General features: G+C 65.4%; 15 protein-coding genes. 2 read left to right on the top strand and 13 right to left on the bottom strand.

Annotated features, from left to right (window positions below):
* Positions 1–154: 154 nt before the first annotated feature.
* The 12 genes from WD184_04975 to WD184_04920 form a co-directional block, all read right to left on the bottom strand.
* Positions 155–1,672, bottom strand: coding sequence for an NADH-quinone oxidoreductase subunit N (locus WD184_04975; protein MEX0826087.1), 1,518 nt, complete (start codon positions 1,670–1,672; stop codon positions 155–157).
* Positions 1,673–3,244, bottom strand: coding sequence for an NADH-quinone oxidoreductase subunit M (locus WD184_04970; protein ID MEX0826086.1), 1,572 nt, complete (start codon positions 3,242–3,244; stop codon positions 1,673–1,675).
* Between the two features lie 16 nt (positions 3,245–3,260).
* On the bottom strand, positions 3,261–5,309 hold the full coding sequence (gene nuoL / locus WD184_04965; protein MEX0826085.1) for an NADH-quinone oxidoreductase subunit L: 2,049 nt from the start codon (positions 5,307–5,309) through the stop codon (positions 3,261–3,263).
* A gap of 4 nt (positions 5,310–5,313) precedes the next feature.
* Positions 5,314–5,619, bottom strand: coding sequence for an NADH-quinone oxidoreductase subunit NuoK (gene nuoK / locus WD184_04960; protein MEX0826084.1), 306 nt, complete (start codon positions 5,617–5,619; stop codon positions 5,314–5,316).
* Positions 5,619–6,158 (bottom strand): NADH-quinone oxidoreductase subunit J, encoded by a 540-nt coding sequence (locus WD184_04955; GenBank protein ID MEX0826083.1) that lies wholly within the window; start codon positions 6,156–6,158, stop codon positions 5,619–5,621. The genes nuoK and WD184_04955 overlap by 1 nt, the downstream gene beginning before the upstream one ends.
* Positions 6,158–6,634 carry an NADH-quinone oxidoreductase subunit I gene (locus WD184_04950; GenBank protein ID MEX0826082.1) on the bottom strand — a complete coding sequence of 159 codons (477 nt, stop codon included), beginning with the start codon at positions 6,632–6,634 and terminating at the stop codon, positions 6,158–6,160. Before WD184_04950 ends, WD184_04955 begins: the two co-directional genes overlap by 1 nt.
* A gap of 28 nt (positions 6,635–6,662) precedes the next feature.
* Positions 6,663–7,688: an NADH-quinone oxidoreductase subunit NuoH gene (gene nuoH, locus WD184_04945; protein MEX0826081.1), complete on the bottom strand. Its 1,026-nt coding sequence runs from the start codon at positions 7,686–7,688 to the stop codon at positions 6,663–6,665.
* Positions 7,685–8,875, bottom strand: a complete 1,191-nt coding sequence (locus WD184_04940) for an NADH-quinone oxidoreductase subunit D 1 (protein MEX0826080.1) — start codon at positions 8,873–8,875, stop codon at positions 7,685–7,687. The genes nuoH and WD184_04940 overlap by 4 nt, the downstream gene beginning before the upstream one ends.
* Positions 8,872–9,483: an NADH-quinone oxidoreductase subunit C gene (locus WD184_04935; protein MEX0826079.1), complete on the bottom strand. Its 612-nt coding sequence runs from the start codon at positions 9,481–9,483 to the stop codon at positions 8,872–8,874. The genes WD184_04940 and WD184_04935 overlap by 4 nt, the downstream gene beginning before the upstream one ends.
* Positions 9,464–9,961: an NADH-quinone oxidoreductase subunit B family protein gene (locus WD184_04930; GenBank protein ID MEX0826078.1), complete on the bottom strand. Its 498-nt coding sequence runs from the start codon at positions 9,959–9,961 to the stop codon at positions 9,464–9,466. Before WD184_04930 ends, WD184_04935 begins: the two co-directional genes overlap by 20 nt.
* Positions 9,949–10,317 carry an NADH-quinone oxidoreductase subunit A gene (gene ndhC / locus WD184_04925; protein MEX0826077.1) on the bottom strand — a complete coding sequence of 123 codons (369 nt, stop codon included), beginning with the start codon at positions 10,315–10,317 and terminating at the stop codon, positions 9,949–9,951. Before ndhC ends, WD184_04930 begins: the two co-directional genes overlap by 13 nt.
* Before the next feature lie 151 nt (positions 10,318–10,468).
* Positions 10,469–12,355, bottom strand: a complete 1,887-nt coding sequence (locus tag WD184_04920; protein MEX0826076.1) for an amidase family protein — start codon at positions 12,353–12,355, stop codon at positions 10,469–10,471.
* A 164-nt stretch (positions 12,356–12,519) separates the two neighbouring features.
* On the opposite strand from WD184_04920, the gene WD184_04915 reads away from it, so the two are divergent.
* Positions 12,520–13,608 (top strand): alkaline phosphatase family protein, encoded by a 1,089-nt coding sequence (locus WD184_04915; protein ID MEX0826075.1) that lies wholly within the window; start codon positions 12,520–12,522, stop codon positions 13,606–13,608.
* A 14-nt stretch (positions 13,609–13,622) separates the two neighbouring features.
* On the opposite strand, the gene WD184_04910 is transcribed toward WD184_04915, so the two are convergent.
* Entirely contained in the window at positions 13,623–14,126 is a 504-nt protein-coding gene (locus WD184_04910) for a DUF417 family protein (protein ID MEX0826074.1), read from the bottom strand.
* A gap of 186 nt (positions 14,127–14,312) precedes the next feature.
* Here WD184_04910 and WD184_04905 point away from each other — a divergent pair, with 186 nt between their 5' ends.
* On the top strand, positions 14,313–15,329 hold the full coding sequence (locus tag WD184_04905) for an iron ABC transporter substrate-binding protein (protein ID MEX0826073.1): 1,017 nt from the start codon (positions 14,313–14,315) through the stop codon (positions 15,327–15,329).
* The last annotated feature ends 9 nt before the right edge of the window (positions 15,330–15,338 follow it).

Genomic DNA, 15,338 nt, shown 5'->3' with positions numbered 1-15,338 from the left:
AGACGGAGAAGTAGGCCGCCAGGTTCCCCGGCGCCTCGCCCCCAGCCTCCAGCCGCCAGCAAGAGTCAAGAGTCAAGAACAGTGGCGGGCCTAGTTCTTGCGGAAGTGAAGGCCCTTCTGGCTGGAGGCTGGAGGCTGGAGGCTGGTGGCTTCCCTACGGCCCCGCTACCAGCCGCTCCGTGATTTCTCCGAAGAAGGCGAGGATCTGGGGGAAGAAACCGACGGCGATGACCATCGCCGCGGTGACGCCGATCGCCAGGGCGAGCGGGCGAGCCACCGGCGTCTGGGTGGCCCGGTCGACCGGGACCGTGACAGGCACCGCGTCCATGTACACCGTCTTGACCACCTTGGCGTAGTAGACGAGTGCGATCACCGCGTTCACCGCGGCGATCACCGCCAGCGCCACCGCCCAGGGAGACTCGAACACGCCGATGACCGCCCGGAACATCACGAACTTGGCGAACCATCCGGCCAGCGGCGGGATACCGGCCAAAGAGAAGAAGAAGAGCCCTAGTAGTGCCGCCAGTCCCGGCGCGTACCGGTTCAGCCCTCCCCAATCCTCGATCTCGCCGCTCTCGGTCTTGGCGGCCACTGCGATCACCACCGCAAACGCCCCCAGGTTCATGAAGGCATAGACCAGCACGTACGTCACCGAGGCGAAGAATGCATCCGACAGGCCCACGGTGTCGTACGAGGCCGCCATCGCGAACGGCACCAGGATGAAACCGCCCTGGGCGATCGACGAGTAGCCGAGCAGGCGAACGATGTTGGTCTGCTTGAGGGCGATGAGATTCCCCACCGTCATCGAGGCAACCGCCAGCACCCACAGGAGGGGACCCCAGATCTCGGGGACCGTCGAGAACGCCTGGTAGCAGAGCGCCAGCAGCCCCACCACTCCCGCGGCCTTCGAGCCAACCGAGAGATAGGCCGCCACCGGGGTCGGAGCGCCCTGATAGGTGTCCGGCGCCCAGAAGTGGAACGGCACCGCCGACACCTTGAACGCAAAGCCCACGAGCACGAACACGACCCCGAGGACGAACGCCGGCGAGTCACCCACACCGCTCACCGATGCAGCCGAGGCGATGCCCCCGAAGGTCAACTGGCCGGTCAGCCCATAGATCAGGGACATCCCCATCAGCATCACCGCCACCGAGAGCACCCCTGTCAGGAAGAACTTCAGCGAGGCCTCATTGCTCCGCAGATCGCCCTTCCTCCAGCCGGCCAGCAGGAACGCCGGCGCCGACACCAGCTCGAGGCCAACGAACATCGTCAGGAGGTCACGGGAGGAGGCCATGATCAGCGCGCCGGTGACCGAGGCGAGCAGGAGGAAGTAGAACTCGCCCTGGTAGTAGTCGTCGCTCTCGAGGTACCCCACCGACAGCAGCAGCGACAGCACGCCCGAGACGATGAATAGCCCCTTGAGGACGAGGGCGAAGTCGTCGACCACATACGACCCCCCGAAGAACGTCCTGGTGCCGGTGTCGGTGCATCCGCTGATATCGCCACAGAGCGCCAGGGTGAGCAGGGGAACGGCCGCAGCCACCAGCCCCAGCAGCGCGGTCACCCCCACCAGGTACTTGAGCCGATCGGGCAACACCAGGTCGGCGACGATCGTCGCCAGCAGGGCGATGCCGATGATCAGTTCAGGGGCGAGGGCGTGGTAATCGAACACTCAGCCCCCGAACGCCCGGCGAACCAGCTCGGAGACCGCGTCGTTGGTGGCGCCGAAGACGATCTTGGGGTACACGCCGATGGCCACGATGCCGAGCACCAGCGGCACCCACGCCGCCAATTCGAACTTGTCGGCGTCGTGGAGGTCCTTGCCGGCCCATTCCTCGGAGGGCTCCCCGAGGTTGACCTTCTGGAGCATCCACAGCATGTAGCCGGCGGTGAGCACGGTGCCGACCGCGCCGACCACCATCGCCATCCGGAACAGCGCAAGGCTGAGCCCGTCGAGCGGGTTGAACGACGCCAGCAGCGCCATGAACTCGCCCCAGAAGCCGGCGAGGCCGGGGAGGCCGAGTGAGGCCATCGCGGTGAACGCCAACAAGCCACCGATGATCGGCAGCGTCTTCATGTTCCCGCCGAGGCGGGCCATGTCACGCGTGTGGTACCGATGCTGCATCGATCCGGCGAGGAAGAACAGCATCCCCGTGATGATTCCGTGGGCGACCATCCCGATGACGGCGGCATTGATGCCCACATCCGTCAGGGTCGAGATGCCGAGCATAACGAAGCCCATGTGCCCCACCGACGAGAACGCGATGAGCCGTTTCAGGTCGGTCTGGGCCAGACAGGCCAACGCCCCGTAGATGATGGCGATCACCGCCAGTACCGCGATGATCGGCGCCCAGTCCTGTGCCTGCTGCGGGAGGATCGGCAGGCTGATCCGGATGAAGCCGTAAGAACCCAGCTTCAAGAGGATGGCGGCCAGGAGCACCGAGCCCACGGTGGGGGCGGCGGTGTGGGCATCCGGCAACCAGGTGTGCAGCGGCCACATCGGCACCTTCACCGCGAATCCGATGAAGAGGGCGGCGAACACCCACGCGCCGAAGGTTCCGTCGAATAGTCCCATCTGGCCGGCCTCGGCCAGGGCGACCATGTCGAAGGTGTGCGGATCGCTCTTGAAGTAGAGCGCCAGGAACCCGAGGAGCATGAAGGCGGAGCCGAACAGCGTGAACAGGAAGAACTTGATCGAGGCGTAGAGCCTCGTCTCCACTTCGCGGCGGAACCCCGGCAGCCGGATCTTGGCGCGGTCGCCCCAGATCCCGATCATGAAGTACATCGGGAGGAGCACCAGCTCGAAGAAGATGAAGAAAAGCACCAGGTCGAGAGCGACGAAGGTGCCGTTCATCCCGGTGGCAAGCAGCAGCAGCAGCACCAGGAACGCCTTCGGGTTGTGCGGCTCCGGCCAGTGGTGCCACGAGTAGACGATCGCCAGCACGGTCATCAGCGTCGAGAGGACGAGGAGGGGCAGGCTGATGCCGTCGATGCCGATGTGATACCGCGAGCCGATGGCGGAGATCCACGAGAGGTCGGTGCCGAACTGGAACTGCTCGGCGGCCCCGAAGTCGAACCGCAGAATGGCGACGACCGACGCCGCGAACGACAGCAGGGCAGACGCCAGCCCCACGAGCTTGATCAGGGCTTCCTGCGCCTTGGGCAACAGCAATATCAGCCCCGCGCCCGCAAGGGGCAGGAACACGATGAGGCTCAGGCCCCACCCGTCGTCGAACATCTCCATCACGCTCGTCCTCCTCCTACGTGAAGATCAGCAAACCGAGCACCAGGAGCACCGCTCCTGCAAACAAGGCTCCTGCGTACTGCTGTACCCGCCCGGTCGTCGTGTGGCGAAGGGCCTCCCCCGCCTCCCCGGTCGCTCCGGCGACGGCGTTGATCGCCAGGTCGATCCCTCGCTGATCGATCCCGCGGTAGACGCCCTTCGCCAAGACCATGCTCAACCCGCCAAAGGCGTTCACCACCGCGTCGATGACATAGGTGTTCGTCCAGTTGACGAACCGTGCCACCGGCCCCCTGATCGGATCGACCAGCGCCACCCGATAGAAGTCGTCGATGTAGTACTTGTGCTCGAGCACCGGATACAACACCGGAATCCGGAACCGATCGCGTTCCGCCTGGGTGGCGGCGTCCTTGCGCCACAGGCGGGTTCCGGCGCCGATTCCGGCGAGAGCAACCAGCAGCCCGATGGCGGCGAGGGCGAAGTTGATGGACTCGGCATGATGGTCGCCCATCGGGAACGGACGGGCGGCGAGCCATTCGGTGAAGCCGGTGTACACCCCCGGGACATTGACGAAGCCGGCCACGATGGACAGCCCGGCGAGGCCGATCAGCGGATAGGTCATGATCTTCGGCGACTCGTGCGGATGGGCATGACCCTTGTACTCGCCGAAGAAGGTGAGATAGACCGCCCGTGCCATGTAGAACGCGGTGACGAAGGCGCCCGCGATGGCGATCCACAGCACCACCGAGGCGACGGTCCCGCCCCCGTGCCCGGCGTCGTAGGAGATGGAGGCGAGGATCTCGTCCTTCGACCAGAAGCCGGCCAGCGGAAAGATGCCTGCAAGCGCGAGCGACCCCACCAAGAACGTCTTGTACGTCCAGGGCATCGATTTTCGCAGGCCACCCATGTCGCTCATGTTGTTGGAGTGGACCGCATGGATCACCGACCCGGCGGCGAGGAAGAGCAGGCCCTTGAAGAAGGCGTGAGTGAATAGGTGGAACAGGCCGGCGGTGTATGCCCCCGCCCCCATCGCCACGGTCATGTATCCCAGCTGCGACAGGGTCGAATACGCCAGCACCTTCTTGATGTCGTCCTGGACCAGGGCGATGAGGCCCATGGCAAAGAGGGTGATTGCCCCGATGACGATGATGATCGTTTTGACGTCGGCGGCGAACACGTCCGACTGATAGAACGGGAACATCCTTCCCAGCAGGTACACCCCGGCGGTGACCATGGTGGCGGCGTGCATCAGGGACGACACCGGGGTGGGGCCTGCCATGGCGTCGGGGAGCCACACATGGAAGGGGAACTGGGCGCTCTTGCCCATCGCCCCGATGAAGAGCGCCAGACCTGCCCAGAATGCCACCTGGGCCAGGGCCGAATCGCCCTCGAATACCGCACTGAGCACGTCGTTGAACCGGAACGACCCAACGGTGACGCCGATGATGATGATCCCGATGACCAACCCCACGTCGGCGATCTTGTTGGTCAGGAAGGCCTTGATCGCCGCGGCGTTGTTGGAGTGGTCCTCCCAGTAGTGACCGATCAACAGGTAGGACGCCAGGCCCACCAGCTCCCAGCCGACGAGCAGCTGGATCATGTTCGCCGAGGAGACCAGCACCAGCATCGCCCCGGCGAAGAGGGTGAACGCCGCGAAGAACCAGGTGTAACGGACGTCGCCCATCATGTAGCCCTTGGAGTAGGTGAACACCGCCAGACCCACCACGCCGACCACCGAATACATCATGATGGAAAGGCCGTCGACCACCCATCCCCACTCGATCGTGTAGGCCCCGATCCGGGCGATTTCGACCGACCCCTCGTGGTAGATGCCGCCTGAGGCGTTCATGACCAGCAGCGTCACGCCGTAGACGGCCACGAACAGCATCGCCGCCTCGGCCAGCTCCCATCCCTTGTACGGAAGGCGCTTGCCGACGAAGACGATGGCGACCATCAGCACCAGGGGGACGAGGGGTATCAGCCAGGCGAACTCGGCGAGCACCCCGCCGTCGGACAGGTGCCCCGGCTCGTGGGCCTGAAGAGCGAACAGCGCAAGGGTCGGGCTCATCGGCTCACCACCGCATCAGATCTAGTTCGTCGACGTTCGCCGACGACCGGTTGCGGAATATGAGCACCACGATCGCCAGGCCGATGCCGACTTCGGCCGCGGCGATGGTGATCACGAACAAGGCGAATGCCTGGCCACCGAGCATCGTGTCCTGGAGGAACGCACCGAATGCCACCAGGTTGATGTTCACCGCGGCCAGCATCAGTTCGATCGAGAGCAGCACCAGGACCGCGTTCCGACGCACCAATACGCCGTAGATCCCGATGGAGAAGAGGAGGGCGCCGAGGATGAGGAACTGGGTGACCAGCATCACTCAGGGTCCTTCCGGGCGAGGACGATGCCGCCGATCAGGGCGGCCAGCAGGACGAACGACACGGCTTCGAACGGAATCACGTAGCGGGTGAACAGCAGCTCGCCAAGTTCGTCGGTCCGGGTGACCTGCCCCTCGATCACCGCGTCCTCAAAGGCCGCCACGCTCACCGACGCCAAGGTGACGAAGGTGGCGAAAGCCACCAGCGCCGCCGGCCAGCGCCGCTTGTGGTCGAGGCGAACCGGGTCGCGTCCGGTTGGCGCCCGGGTGATCATGATGCCGAAGAGGAACAGCACGACCACGGCGCCGATGTAGACGAGCACCAGCGCCCAGGCCACGAACTCCGCCCCCAGCATCAGAAACAGCACCGCCGAACCCCCGAGGGCGACCACCAGCATCAGCGCCGCATGGACCACGTTGGGGCTGGTGACGACGCGCAAGGCCGCCGCCACCATCGCCAGCGCCATTACGACGAACAGCACGTTCTGCGCGTTCGACAGCCAGTCCAGGGTCCAGTCGATCCACGCCCCCACGTCCATCAGTTCTTCTCCAGCGGGGGAGCGGAGGGCACGGTGGCGAGCCAGTCGGTGAGGCGCTCCTTGTCATGAAGCATCGCCGACATCGACCCTTCCGAGTACTCGTACTCCGGCGACCAGAACAGGGCATCGAACGGGCACACCTCGACGCAGATGCCGCAGTACATGCATAGGGCGTAATCGATGTCGAAGCGGTCGAGCGTGGCCCGGCTGCGCGGGCGCCCGCCTTCCTTCGCCGGCGGCTGCATCTCCTTATGACCCTCGATATAGATGCACCAGTCGGGGCACTCCCGGGCACACAACATGCAGACGGTGCACGCCTCCACGTCGAGGGCGATCACCCCGCGCGCCCGCGGCACGGGGATCTCCTTCTCCTTCGGGTAGTTGATGGTCACCGGCCGCTTGAACAGGGTGCGCAGCGTCAGCCACATGCCCTTACCCAGGCCGATTCCCGGCACCTTCGGAAGCTTCAACGCCACGGTCCCTCCCCGGGGGGAATGTAGAACATCAGAAAACCACCTTTGCGACCGCGGTCACCGCGATGTTCGCCAACGCCAGAGGGATCAACCAGTGCCAGGCGAGCGCCTGCAGCTGGTCCTCGCGCAAGCGGGGGAAGGTCCACCGCATCCAGATGATCACGAACACCAGGAAGCTCACCTTCCCCATCAGGATCAGGGGACCGAGGTAGTCGAGCGCCCCGAGCGGGATGCCCGGCAGGTAGTAGCCACCGAGGAACAGGGTGGACGCGATCGCCGACATCGAGAACATCCCGGCGTACTCGGCGAGGAAGAACATCGTGAAGCGGATGCCGGAGTACTCGGTCAGGTAGCCCATCACCAGTTCGGACTCGGCGATCGGCATGTCGAACGGCGTCCGGTTCAACTCGGCGAGGGCGGCAATCATGAAAATGGCGAACCCGATCACCTGCCCCTGGAGCAGGAAGGGCAGCCGTATGGCGACCTCGCCGATGTGGAACACTGGCTCGATCTGGGCGGCGACGATGCCGTTCATCGACATCGTGCCCGCCTGGATGACCACGCCGACGACCGCCAGCAGGAGCGGCAACTCATAGGCGATCAACTGAGCGCCGGCACGGAGGCCACCCATCAACGAGTACTTGTTGGCCGACGACCAGCCGGCCATCAGCACGCCGATGGTCGTGACCGATCCGGCAGCCAATGCGAAGAAGATGCCGACGTCGAGGTCACGGACGATCAGGTTGGGTCCGAACGGCACGATCACGAACACCGCCAGCGTGCCCATCAGCACCACCATCGGGGCAAATTTGAAGACGGGCCGGTCGGCGTCGGCCGGGACCAGGTCCTCCTTCTGCATGAACTTGATGCCGTCGGCCAGGGGCTGCGCCCATCCCCACCGCCCTCCGGCAAAGTACGGACCGATGCGGGACTGCATGTGGGCCGAGATCTTCAGCTCGGCGAAGATGAACACCAGGGCGACACCGGGGATCACGGCGGCGATGATCAGGACCTTCAGCGCCAGCAGCACCCAGAAGTTCTCGAACAACGCCGTCATCGGTCCACGTCCCCGAGCACGAAGTCGAGGCTGCCGAGAATGGCGATGATGTCGGGCACCAACTGGCCCTTCAGCAGCCAGGGGAGCACCGACAGGTTCGAGAACGACGCCGAGCGGATCTTCAAGCGGTAGGGACCGCGGCCGCCCTCGGACACGATGTGGTAGCCCATCTCCCCCTTGGGGTTCTCGGCCCGGACGTACACCTCACCCTTGGGCACCTTGATGATCCGCGGCACCTTCGCCAGAAGATCACCCGACGGGAGCGTGGTAACCGCCTGCCGAACGATGCTGGCCGCCTCGCGGATCTCCTGCAGCCTGACCCAGTAGCGGTCGAAGCAGTCGCCGTTCTCGCCTGCTGGGATGTTGAAGTCGAACCGGTCGTAGGGCAGGTAGTCATCGGTTTTGCGCAGATCGAAGCGCACTCCGGAGGCTCGCAGGTTGGGCCCGGACACCCCGAAGGCGAGGGCCTTGTCGGCCGGGATGAGCCCTACTCCTTTGGTGCGCTGGAGGAAGATCTCGTTGCCGACGACCAGATCATCCATGTCGTCGCATACGTCGAGCACGGCCGTCATCGCCGCCAGCGTCTGGTCGATGAAACCCTGAGGCAGGTCCTGCGACGCCTTCTTCTGGGTGCTGCCTGCCCCGGCGACAGGCTTGACGCCGCCGATCCGATTGAAGTTCGGGTGGAAGCGGCCGCCGGTGACCATCTCGATCAGCTCGAGGACCCGCTCGCGCTCGCGGAGGGCGTGCATCAGCGGCGTCGCCGCCCCGAGTTCGAGCGGATAGGACGAGAGGAACACCAGATGCGATGAGATGCGCGCCAGCTCGGTGAGTATCAGCCGGATGTACTGGGCGCGTTCCGGCGGCTCGATGTCCATCAGGCGCTCCACCGCCACCATCAGCGGAACTTCGCTGGCGTACCCCGACACCCAGTCGATCCGCGACACCAGGGCGACGATCTGTGGGTAGGTGCGGACCTCGGCGAGCTTCTCGTAGCCGCGGTGCATGTACCCGATCACCGGCTCGACTTCCTGGATCACCTCGCCGTCCACCTTCGCCACCAGGCGGAGCACGCCGTGGGTCGACGGATGCTGAGGGCCGATGTTGAGCGTGACGTCGGGGGTCTCCAGCTCCACCGAGACCTGGACCTCGGAGTGGTGCATGGCAAGGAGGTGCTGGTCGGTCACTCCGCCTCCCCATCGCTCGCGAGCGCGTCGGCTTCCACGTTCTCGGTGCCGGGCATCGCCTCGACGTCCACGGTGCCCGGCCACGGCTTCACCTCGCGGCTCAGCAGCGGGAACGTCTTGCGGAGCGGGTGACCCTCGAAACCGTCGGGCAGGTACAGGTTGTCGAGTTTGGGATGGCCCTCGAACACGATGCCGAACATCTCATGAGCCTCGCGCTCGTGCCAGTTGGCGCCGCCGAAGACCTCGATCAAGGTGGGGAGCCTCGGGTCGTCCTTCGAGATGTCGGTCGAGATGATCACCCCTTCGCCCTTGCCCACGTCGGCGAGCCGGGTGAACACCTCGTAACGCTCCGCCACCTCGCCTTCCGGCGGATCACCGACCGCCACCTCGCTCGCCCAGTCGATCGCCGACAGAAACGAGAAGAACGGCAGGTGCGTGGAAAGTGTGCGGTGGGTGTCCACCCACTGGTCGGGCGTAACCCGGATGCGGGCGGTGGCGAAGTCCCCGCTGGTGGCGACGGCACCGACCATGGCCCCAAAGCGCTCGGCGACGGCTGCCGCCGCCGATGGAGCCGCGGGAGCCGATGTGTCAGACGGGCTGTCGGTCACGCCGGCTCCACTTCTCCTTGATGTTCTCGTTGGTGATCAGCTGCTGGAGCAGGACGATGCCCTCCATCAGCGCCTCGGGGCGAGGGGGGCAACCCGGCACGTATACGTCGACAGGGATGATTTGATCGACGCCCTTGGTCACGCTGTAGGAGTCCCAATACGGCCCGCCGCAGTTGGCGCACGAGCCCATCGAGATGACGTACTTGGGGTCGGGCATCTGGTCGTAGAGCTTGCGGATCGCCGGCGCCATCTTGTCGGTGACCGTGCCCGCCACGATCATCAGGTCGGCCTGGCGCGGCGAGGCGGGCAACGGGATGATCCCGAAGCGCATGAAGTCGTAGCGGGGGCCGGAGGCGGCCATCATCTCGATGGCACAGCAGGCCAGGCCGAACTGAAACATCCACAGCGAGTACTTGCGGCCCCAGTTGAGGAGCCACGAGAGCGGTTTGGGCGCCTCGAAGCGGTCTAGGACTCCCACCGGAGCACTCCCTTGCGGATGGCGTACACGAGCCCGGCCAGCAGGATCACCAGGAAGATCACCATCTCGACGAGTGCGAATGCGCCCAGCGACTCCAACCTGATCGCCCACGGGAAGATGAACACCGCCTCGACGTCGAAGATCAGGAACAGCAGGGCAAAGATGTAGTAGCGAACGTGGGTCTGGCTGAACCCGGTCCCCACCGGGTCGATGCCGCACTCATAGGTCTGCCGCTTGACCTTGGTCGGATTGTTCGGCCTGAGGAGGGCGCTGAGGCCGATCGCCACCGCGACCAGCAGAATGCCGACACCTGCGAAGACGGCCACGGTGATGTAGTCGTGGAAGTACCGCGTCACGATTCCTCAGTGGTCGATGTCGGTGCCGGGGGGAGTATAGGAAGCGGCGCGCGTGCGGCTGAAACGGTTGGGAGCCTCGCTGCGCTCGGCGGGTGGCAGGGAGCAGGTGGCAGTCAGCAGGTGGCAGGTGGCAGGTCGCAGGAAGAGCTGCCTAGGGCAAGCGCGGGGTCTCCTTGGGGAGTTTGCGCACATCGACGTTCGCCTCGTATCCGGCGGCGATGGCGATCAGGGTCTCCTCCGAGAAGGGGCGGCCCATCAGCTCGAGGCCTACCGGCAGGCCGCCGGTGAACCCGGCCGGAACCACGATGGCGGGAAGGCCGCCCACGGAGGCGGTGCCACAGTTGTTCCTCCCCGACTGCTGGGCGCCGATCGCACTGGGCGGGTAGGTGATCGTCGGATAGGCGAGGGCGTCGAGATCGCGATCGTCCATGAAGTCGACGATGGCGTCGCGCACCAGGTCGCGCCGGGAAAGGGCGTCGTGGTAGTCGGCAGTGTCGAGGGTGTCGACCGCCAACGCGCTCACCAGGGCGGTGTGGATTGCCGGGTGGTACCGCCCCGAGTCGAACACCTCTTGAAGTGACCCAACCGGAGCGCCCGGGTGGTCGTCGAGATAGTCGTCGAAGGCGAACTTGAACTCACGGAGGAAGATCACGGCCGCGCTCCCCCGCAGGTCGTTCAGATTCGGAATCACCACCGGGATGACGACCGCCCCGTGCGCCTCCATCTCGTCGAGCGCGGCCCGGACCGTCGAGTCGACCCCGGCGTGTGATCCTTCGAAGAGCACGTTGAGCACGCCGATCCGCATTCCTTCGAGGCCGTCGGGGTCGACCGCGCCCGAGTAGTCGGCGTTCACGAACACCGTCGTCGGGTCGTCGGGATCGACCCCCACGGTGGCATCGAGGACGATCGCCAGGTCGATGACGCTTCTCGCAAGAGGCCCGGCGGTGTCTTCCGTGAAGGAGAGCGGCACGATGCCGGCGCGCGATGAGAGCCCGATGGTCGGGCGGAGACCGTAGAGGTTGTTGTGAGCGGCGGGGATCCGAATCGAGCCGCAGCTGTCGGTCCCCATTCCCGCGGCGGCGAACTCGGCGGCGAGGGCGGCGCCGGTGCCGCCGCTCGACCCGCCCGGATTTCGGGCCAGGTCGTAGGGATTTCTGGTTTGCCCCCCGAGCGACGAGACCGTGGTGATGTTGCGGGCGAACTCGTGGAGATTGGTCTTGGCGAGGATGATCGCCCCTGCGGAGCGCAGTCGGGCCACCTGGAACGCATCCTCGCCGGGGATGAATCCTTCGAGCGAGAGCGATCCGGCGGTCGTGGCCATGCCGATGGTGCCCATGTTGTCTTTGAGAACGATCGGGATGCCGTGGAGCGGACCGCGTGGTCCGAGCAGCGACCGCTCGACATCCAGCGCTTGCGCGTCGGAGTGTGCGTCGGGGTTCAGAGCGATGATCGCCCTGAGCTGCGGGCCTTCGTCGTCGTAGGCGGCGATCCGCGCCAGGTAGAAATCCACCAGCCCGACCGAGGTCACCAGGCCCGACTCCAAGGCCGCCTGCATCTGGGGAATCGTCTTGCCGAGCGGGTTGAACGACACCGAGAGCGGCAGCTCGCACCCCCGGAAGTACTCACCGGTGATGCACTGGTCGGTCCCGCCGCCCGCCGACAATCCGTCGAACCCCTTGTTCCCTACCAGGGTGTCGTGGCCCCGTCCCCCGAACAGCAGGTCGCCGCCCTTGTTGCCGAACAGGGTGTCGGACCCACTACCGCCGTAGATGCTGTCAGGCCCGCCACCGCCACATATCGTGTCGTTCCCCCCACGACCGCGGATGACGTCCTGCCCCCCGAGACCCACGATCACATCGTCGCCGGAGGTCCCCACGATCACATCGTCCCCAAAAGTTCCCACGATGGTCGCCACCAACCCGTTGCATCGGTGAACCTTCTCACCGGCGCCGGACGAGGCCAGCGGAGCCAACAGCGACCCGACCAGGGCCGTGATCAGAAACAAGGCACGGGGCCCCAAAGGGATGAGTCGCGTCATTGGCACCATTCTCTATCGGTACGAGGGGTAAGAGAAAATAGCCTCCAGCCTCCAGTCTCCAGTCCCCAGAAGGAAGAGCAGGCAGGCGATCTTGCGGAAGGCGGACGGCCATCTTGCTGGAGACTGGTGACTGGAGACTGGCGACTTCCTACCCTTCCTCCGAAATGCGCTCCCCCGACTATTCCGGCGCCAACCTTCTCGATCTGGTGAACGAAATCGAGCGGCGGATGACCGGGTCGGCGCCGGGGTCCGGGCTGTCGCCGGAGCTGGCCGGGTCGGTGCCCGACGCCCGATCGTATGTCGTAGTGCTCTTCGACGGGCTCGGCGATCACCAGCTCGACCATCTCGCCGCCGGAACGATGCGTTCCCACCGGGTGGGAGCGCTGGACTCGCCGTTTCCTGCCACCACCACAGTGAGCCTGGCGACGATCGCCACGGGGCGCTCCCCGGCCGAGCACGGTCTGCTCGGGTATCAGCTCTGGATGCCGGACCTCGACACCGTGATCAACACAATCCAGTGGTCGACGCTGTGGGGTGAACGAGTCGAGTACGACACCGGCGGCTTCCTCCCCTCACCGAATCTTTGGGAGCGCCTCCGCGCCGCCGGCGCCGAGCCGATCACCCTCCAGCCATGGAACTTCGAGCGATCGCCGATGTCGCGAATGCTCTACCGCGGCGCCCGGTTCGAACCGTGGGCCAGCGAAGACGAGGCCGCCGACGCCGCGGTCTCGCTGGCCGCCGAGCCGGGTCGTTTGGTGTTCCTCTATATCCCCCATGTCGACTTCGCCGCCCATGTCGGCGGGCAGGACGACGAGGGGTATCACGAGGCGATGCGAATCGTCGATCGGCTATGGGAGCGGCTGGCGCGGCGCATGCCACCGGGGGCGGCACTCATCGGCACTGCCGACCACGGACACGTCGACATCCCACTCGACCATCAGGTCCGCCTCACCAACGCCGACCAGGACGATCGAACCTTCTATGGGGACACCCGGGCCATGTTCGTGCGCGGCGATGGGGCTTCGTTGGCGGATCGGCTGCCGGCGATCTGGGTGCCCCGGTCCGAAATGGAGCACTGGTGGGGCCCCGGCACCCGTCACCCCGAGTTCGACGCCCGGGCACCGGACGGGGTGCTCATCGCCGACGAGGGATACGCCCTCCTCCATCGCCACAGCGACGACAGCCTCATCGGCCAGCACGGAGCGCCCACGGATGCGGAGTTGCGGATACCTCTTCTGGTCACCGGCGGCTAGAGGGGAATCAAGAGTCAAGAATCAAGACAGGACCCCGGATCACGACTCGAGGGTGACCCGCGCTTCTTGATTCTTGATTCTTGATTCTTCCGCGGCTCGATCGTCGACCCCACCACCAGCCCGGCGGCGAGTAGCACCAGATTCTTGATGACGAACTCACCCTCGACGGTGAGTTTGAGGGGGTTGTTGTCCTGGAAGGCCACCTCCGGAAGGGTCACGAACACCAGGGCCGTGCCGACCATTTGAGCAACGAAGGCGAGGAGCACCCAGCGCAGCAGCCAGCCACCGATGAGACCGATGCCGATCAGGATCTCGGCCACCCCAAGGGTCGGCACGAACCAGTCGGGGTCGACCCAGTACACGGTGGCCGCCACGAGGTCGAAAACGGGAGTCACCCCAAGGACCTTGAGTGCCCCGAACCAGACGAAGACGACCCCGAGGGAGATCCGGAGGACCGGCAGGCTCCACCGGCGCAGCCACGGGATGAGGAAGGAGTCGATCCGGGCGATCAATCTCATGGCCGGAGTATGGGCGACGAGCGAACCGGGAGCCAAGACTCAAGGGTCAAGAGTGATCGAAATCCGGGATATAGCCCGCTGTCTTGGCCGTCGGCCGTCGGCCGTCGGCTCTTATCAGTAACCCCCCTTTAACTATTTGTAACACCCAACTTGACAATTCCGGACGGTGCCGTAGATTCCCCCGCCATGTACAAAACACTCTCAAAAACCCGTCTGGTGCTTATCGCCGTGGTCCTCGCCGTATTCGCTACTGCCTGCAGTGACGACTCCGGCGGCGGAACCCTGACCGTCTACTCGGGCCGCAACGAAGAACTCGTCGGAGCCCTCATCGACCAATTCGAGGCCGAAACCGGCATCGAGGTCGAGGTCCGGTACGCCTCGAGTACCGACCTGGCCGCCACTCTCCGTGAGGAGGGCGCCAATACTCCCGCCGACGTGTTCTTCGCCCAAGACCCGGCTTCGCTCGGCGCAGTAGCCGAAGCAGGCATGTTCCAGGCCCTCTCGGATGAGGTGCTCGCGCTGGTGCCCTCGCGGTTCTCCGATCGGGAAGGCCTGTGGGTCGGAGTAAGCGCACGGTCTCGGGTGGTCATCTACGACTCGACCCGGATCTCCCCCGACGACCTACCCGACTCGGTGGACGGGTTCACCGATCCCGAATGGGATGGCCGTCTCGCCATCGCCCCATCGAATGCGTCGTTCCTCGCCTTCGTGGCAGCGATGATCTTAGAGCGAGGCGAAGACGCCACCCGGGAGTGGCTGGAGGCCATTGCCGCCAACAACCCCCAGAGATTCGAGGGCAACTCCCCGATAGTCGCCGCGACCAATGACGGCACGGTGGAGGTCGGCCTGGTGAACCACTACTACCTGCTGCAGCTTCGGGCCGAACTCGGCGAGGTGACCGCCGCCAACTACTTCTTCGCGAACCCGAGCCCCGGCTCGCTCGTGATGCCTGCCGGCGTCGGGATCCTCAACACCACCGACAACGGTGACGAGGCGGAGCAGTTCGTCGAGTTCCTGCTGAGCCAGTCGGCCCAGGAGTACTTCGCCACCAAGACGTTCGAGTACCCGGTGATCGAAGGAGTGGCCCCGGATCCCATCCTGCCGCCATTGGCTTCGCTTGCCCAGCCCGACATCGACCTGTCGGACCTGGCGGCGGCCCTCGACCTGGCCACCGATCTCGTCGCCGAGGCCGGCCTCTTGTGACATCGTTGC

This window comes from Acidimicrobiia bacterium, assembly GCA_040878325.1.
Taxonomy (GTDB): Bacteria; Actinomycetota; Acidimicrobiia; order Spongiisociales; family UBA11373; genus JAUYIV01.
The sequence above is the reverse complement of the archived record's forward strand: the minus strand, read 5'-3'. Positions and strand labels throughout refer to the sequence as shown.

What these genes read in the sequence shown, in the direction of transcription:
- nuoL (MEX0826085.1), bottom strand. Translation starts at nt 5,309, where the DNA reads ATGAGCCCGACCCTTGCGCTGTTCGCTCTTCAGGCCCACGAGCCGGGG.
- WD184_04955 (MEX0826083.1), bottom strand. Translation starts at nt 6,158, where the DNA reads ATGGACGTGGGGGCGTGGATCGACTGGACCCTGGACTGGCTGTCGAAC.
- WD184_04920 (MEX0826076.1), bottom strand. Translation starts at nt 12,355, where the DNA reads ATGACGCGACTCATCCCTTTGGGGCCCCGTGCCTTGTTTCTGATCACG.
- nuoH (MEX0826081.1), bottom strand. Translation starts at nt 7,688, where the DNA reads ATGACGGCGTTGTTCGAGAACTTCTGGGTGCTGCTGGCGCTGAAGGTC.
- WD184_04915 (MEX0826075.1), top strand. Translation starts at nt 12,520, where the DNA reads ATGCGCTCCCCCGACTATTCCGGCGCCAACCTTCTCGATCTGGTGAAC.
- WD184_04910 (MEX0826074.1), bottom strand. Translation starts at nt 14,126, where the DNA reads ATGAGATTGATCGCCCGGATCGACTCCTTCCTCATCCCGTGGCTGCGC.
- nuoK (MEX0826084.1), bottom strand. Translation starts at nt 5,619, where the DNA reads ATGCTGGTCACCCAGTTCCTCATCCTCGGCGCCCTCCTCTTCTCCATC.
- WD184_04905 (MEX0826073.1), top strand. Translation starts at nt 14,313, where the DNA reads ATGTACAAAACACTCTCAAAAACCCGTCTGGTGCTTATCGCCGTGGTC.
- WD184_04970 (MEX0826086.1), bottom strand. Translation starts at nt 3,244, where the DNA reads ATGGAGATGTTCGACGACGGGTGGGGCCTGAGCCTCATCGTGTTCCTG.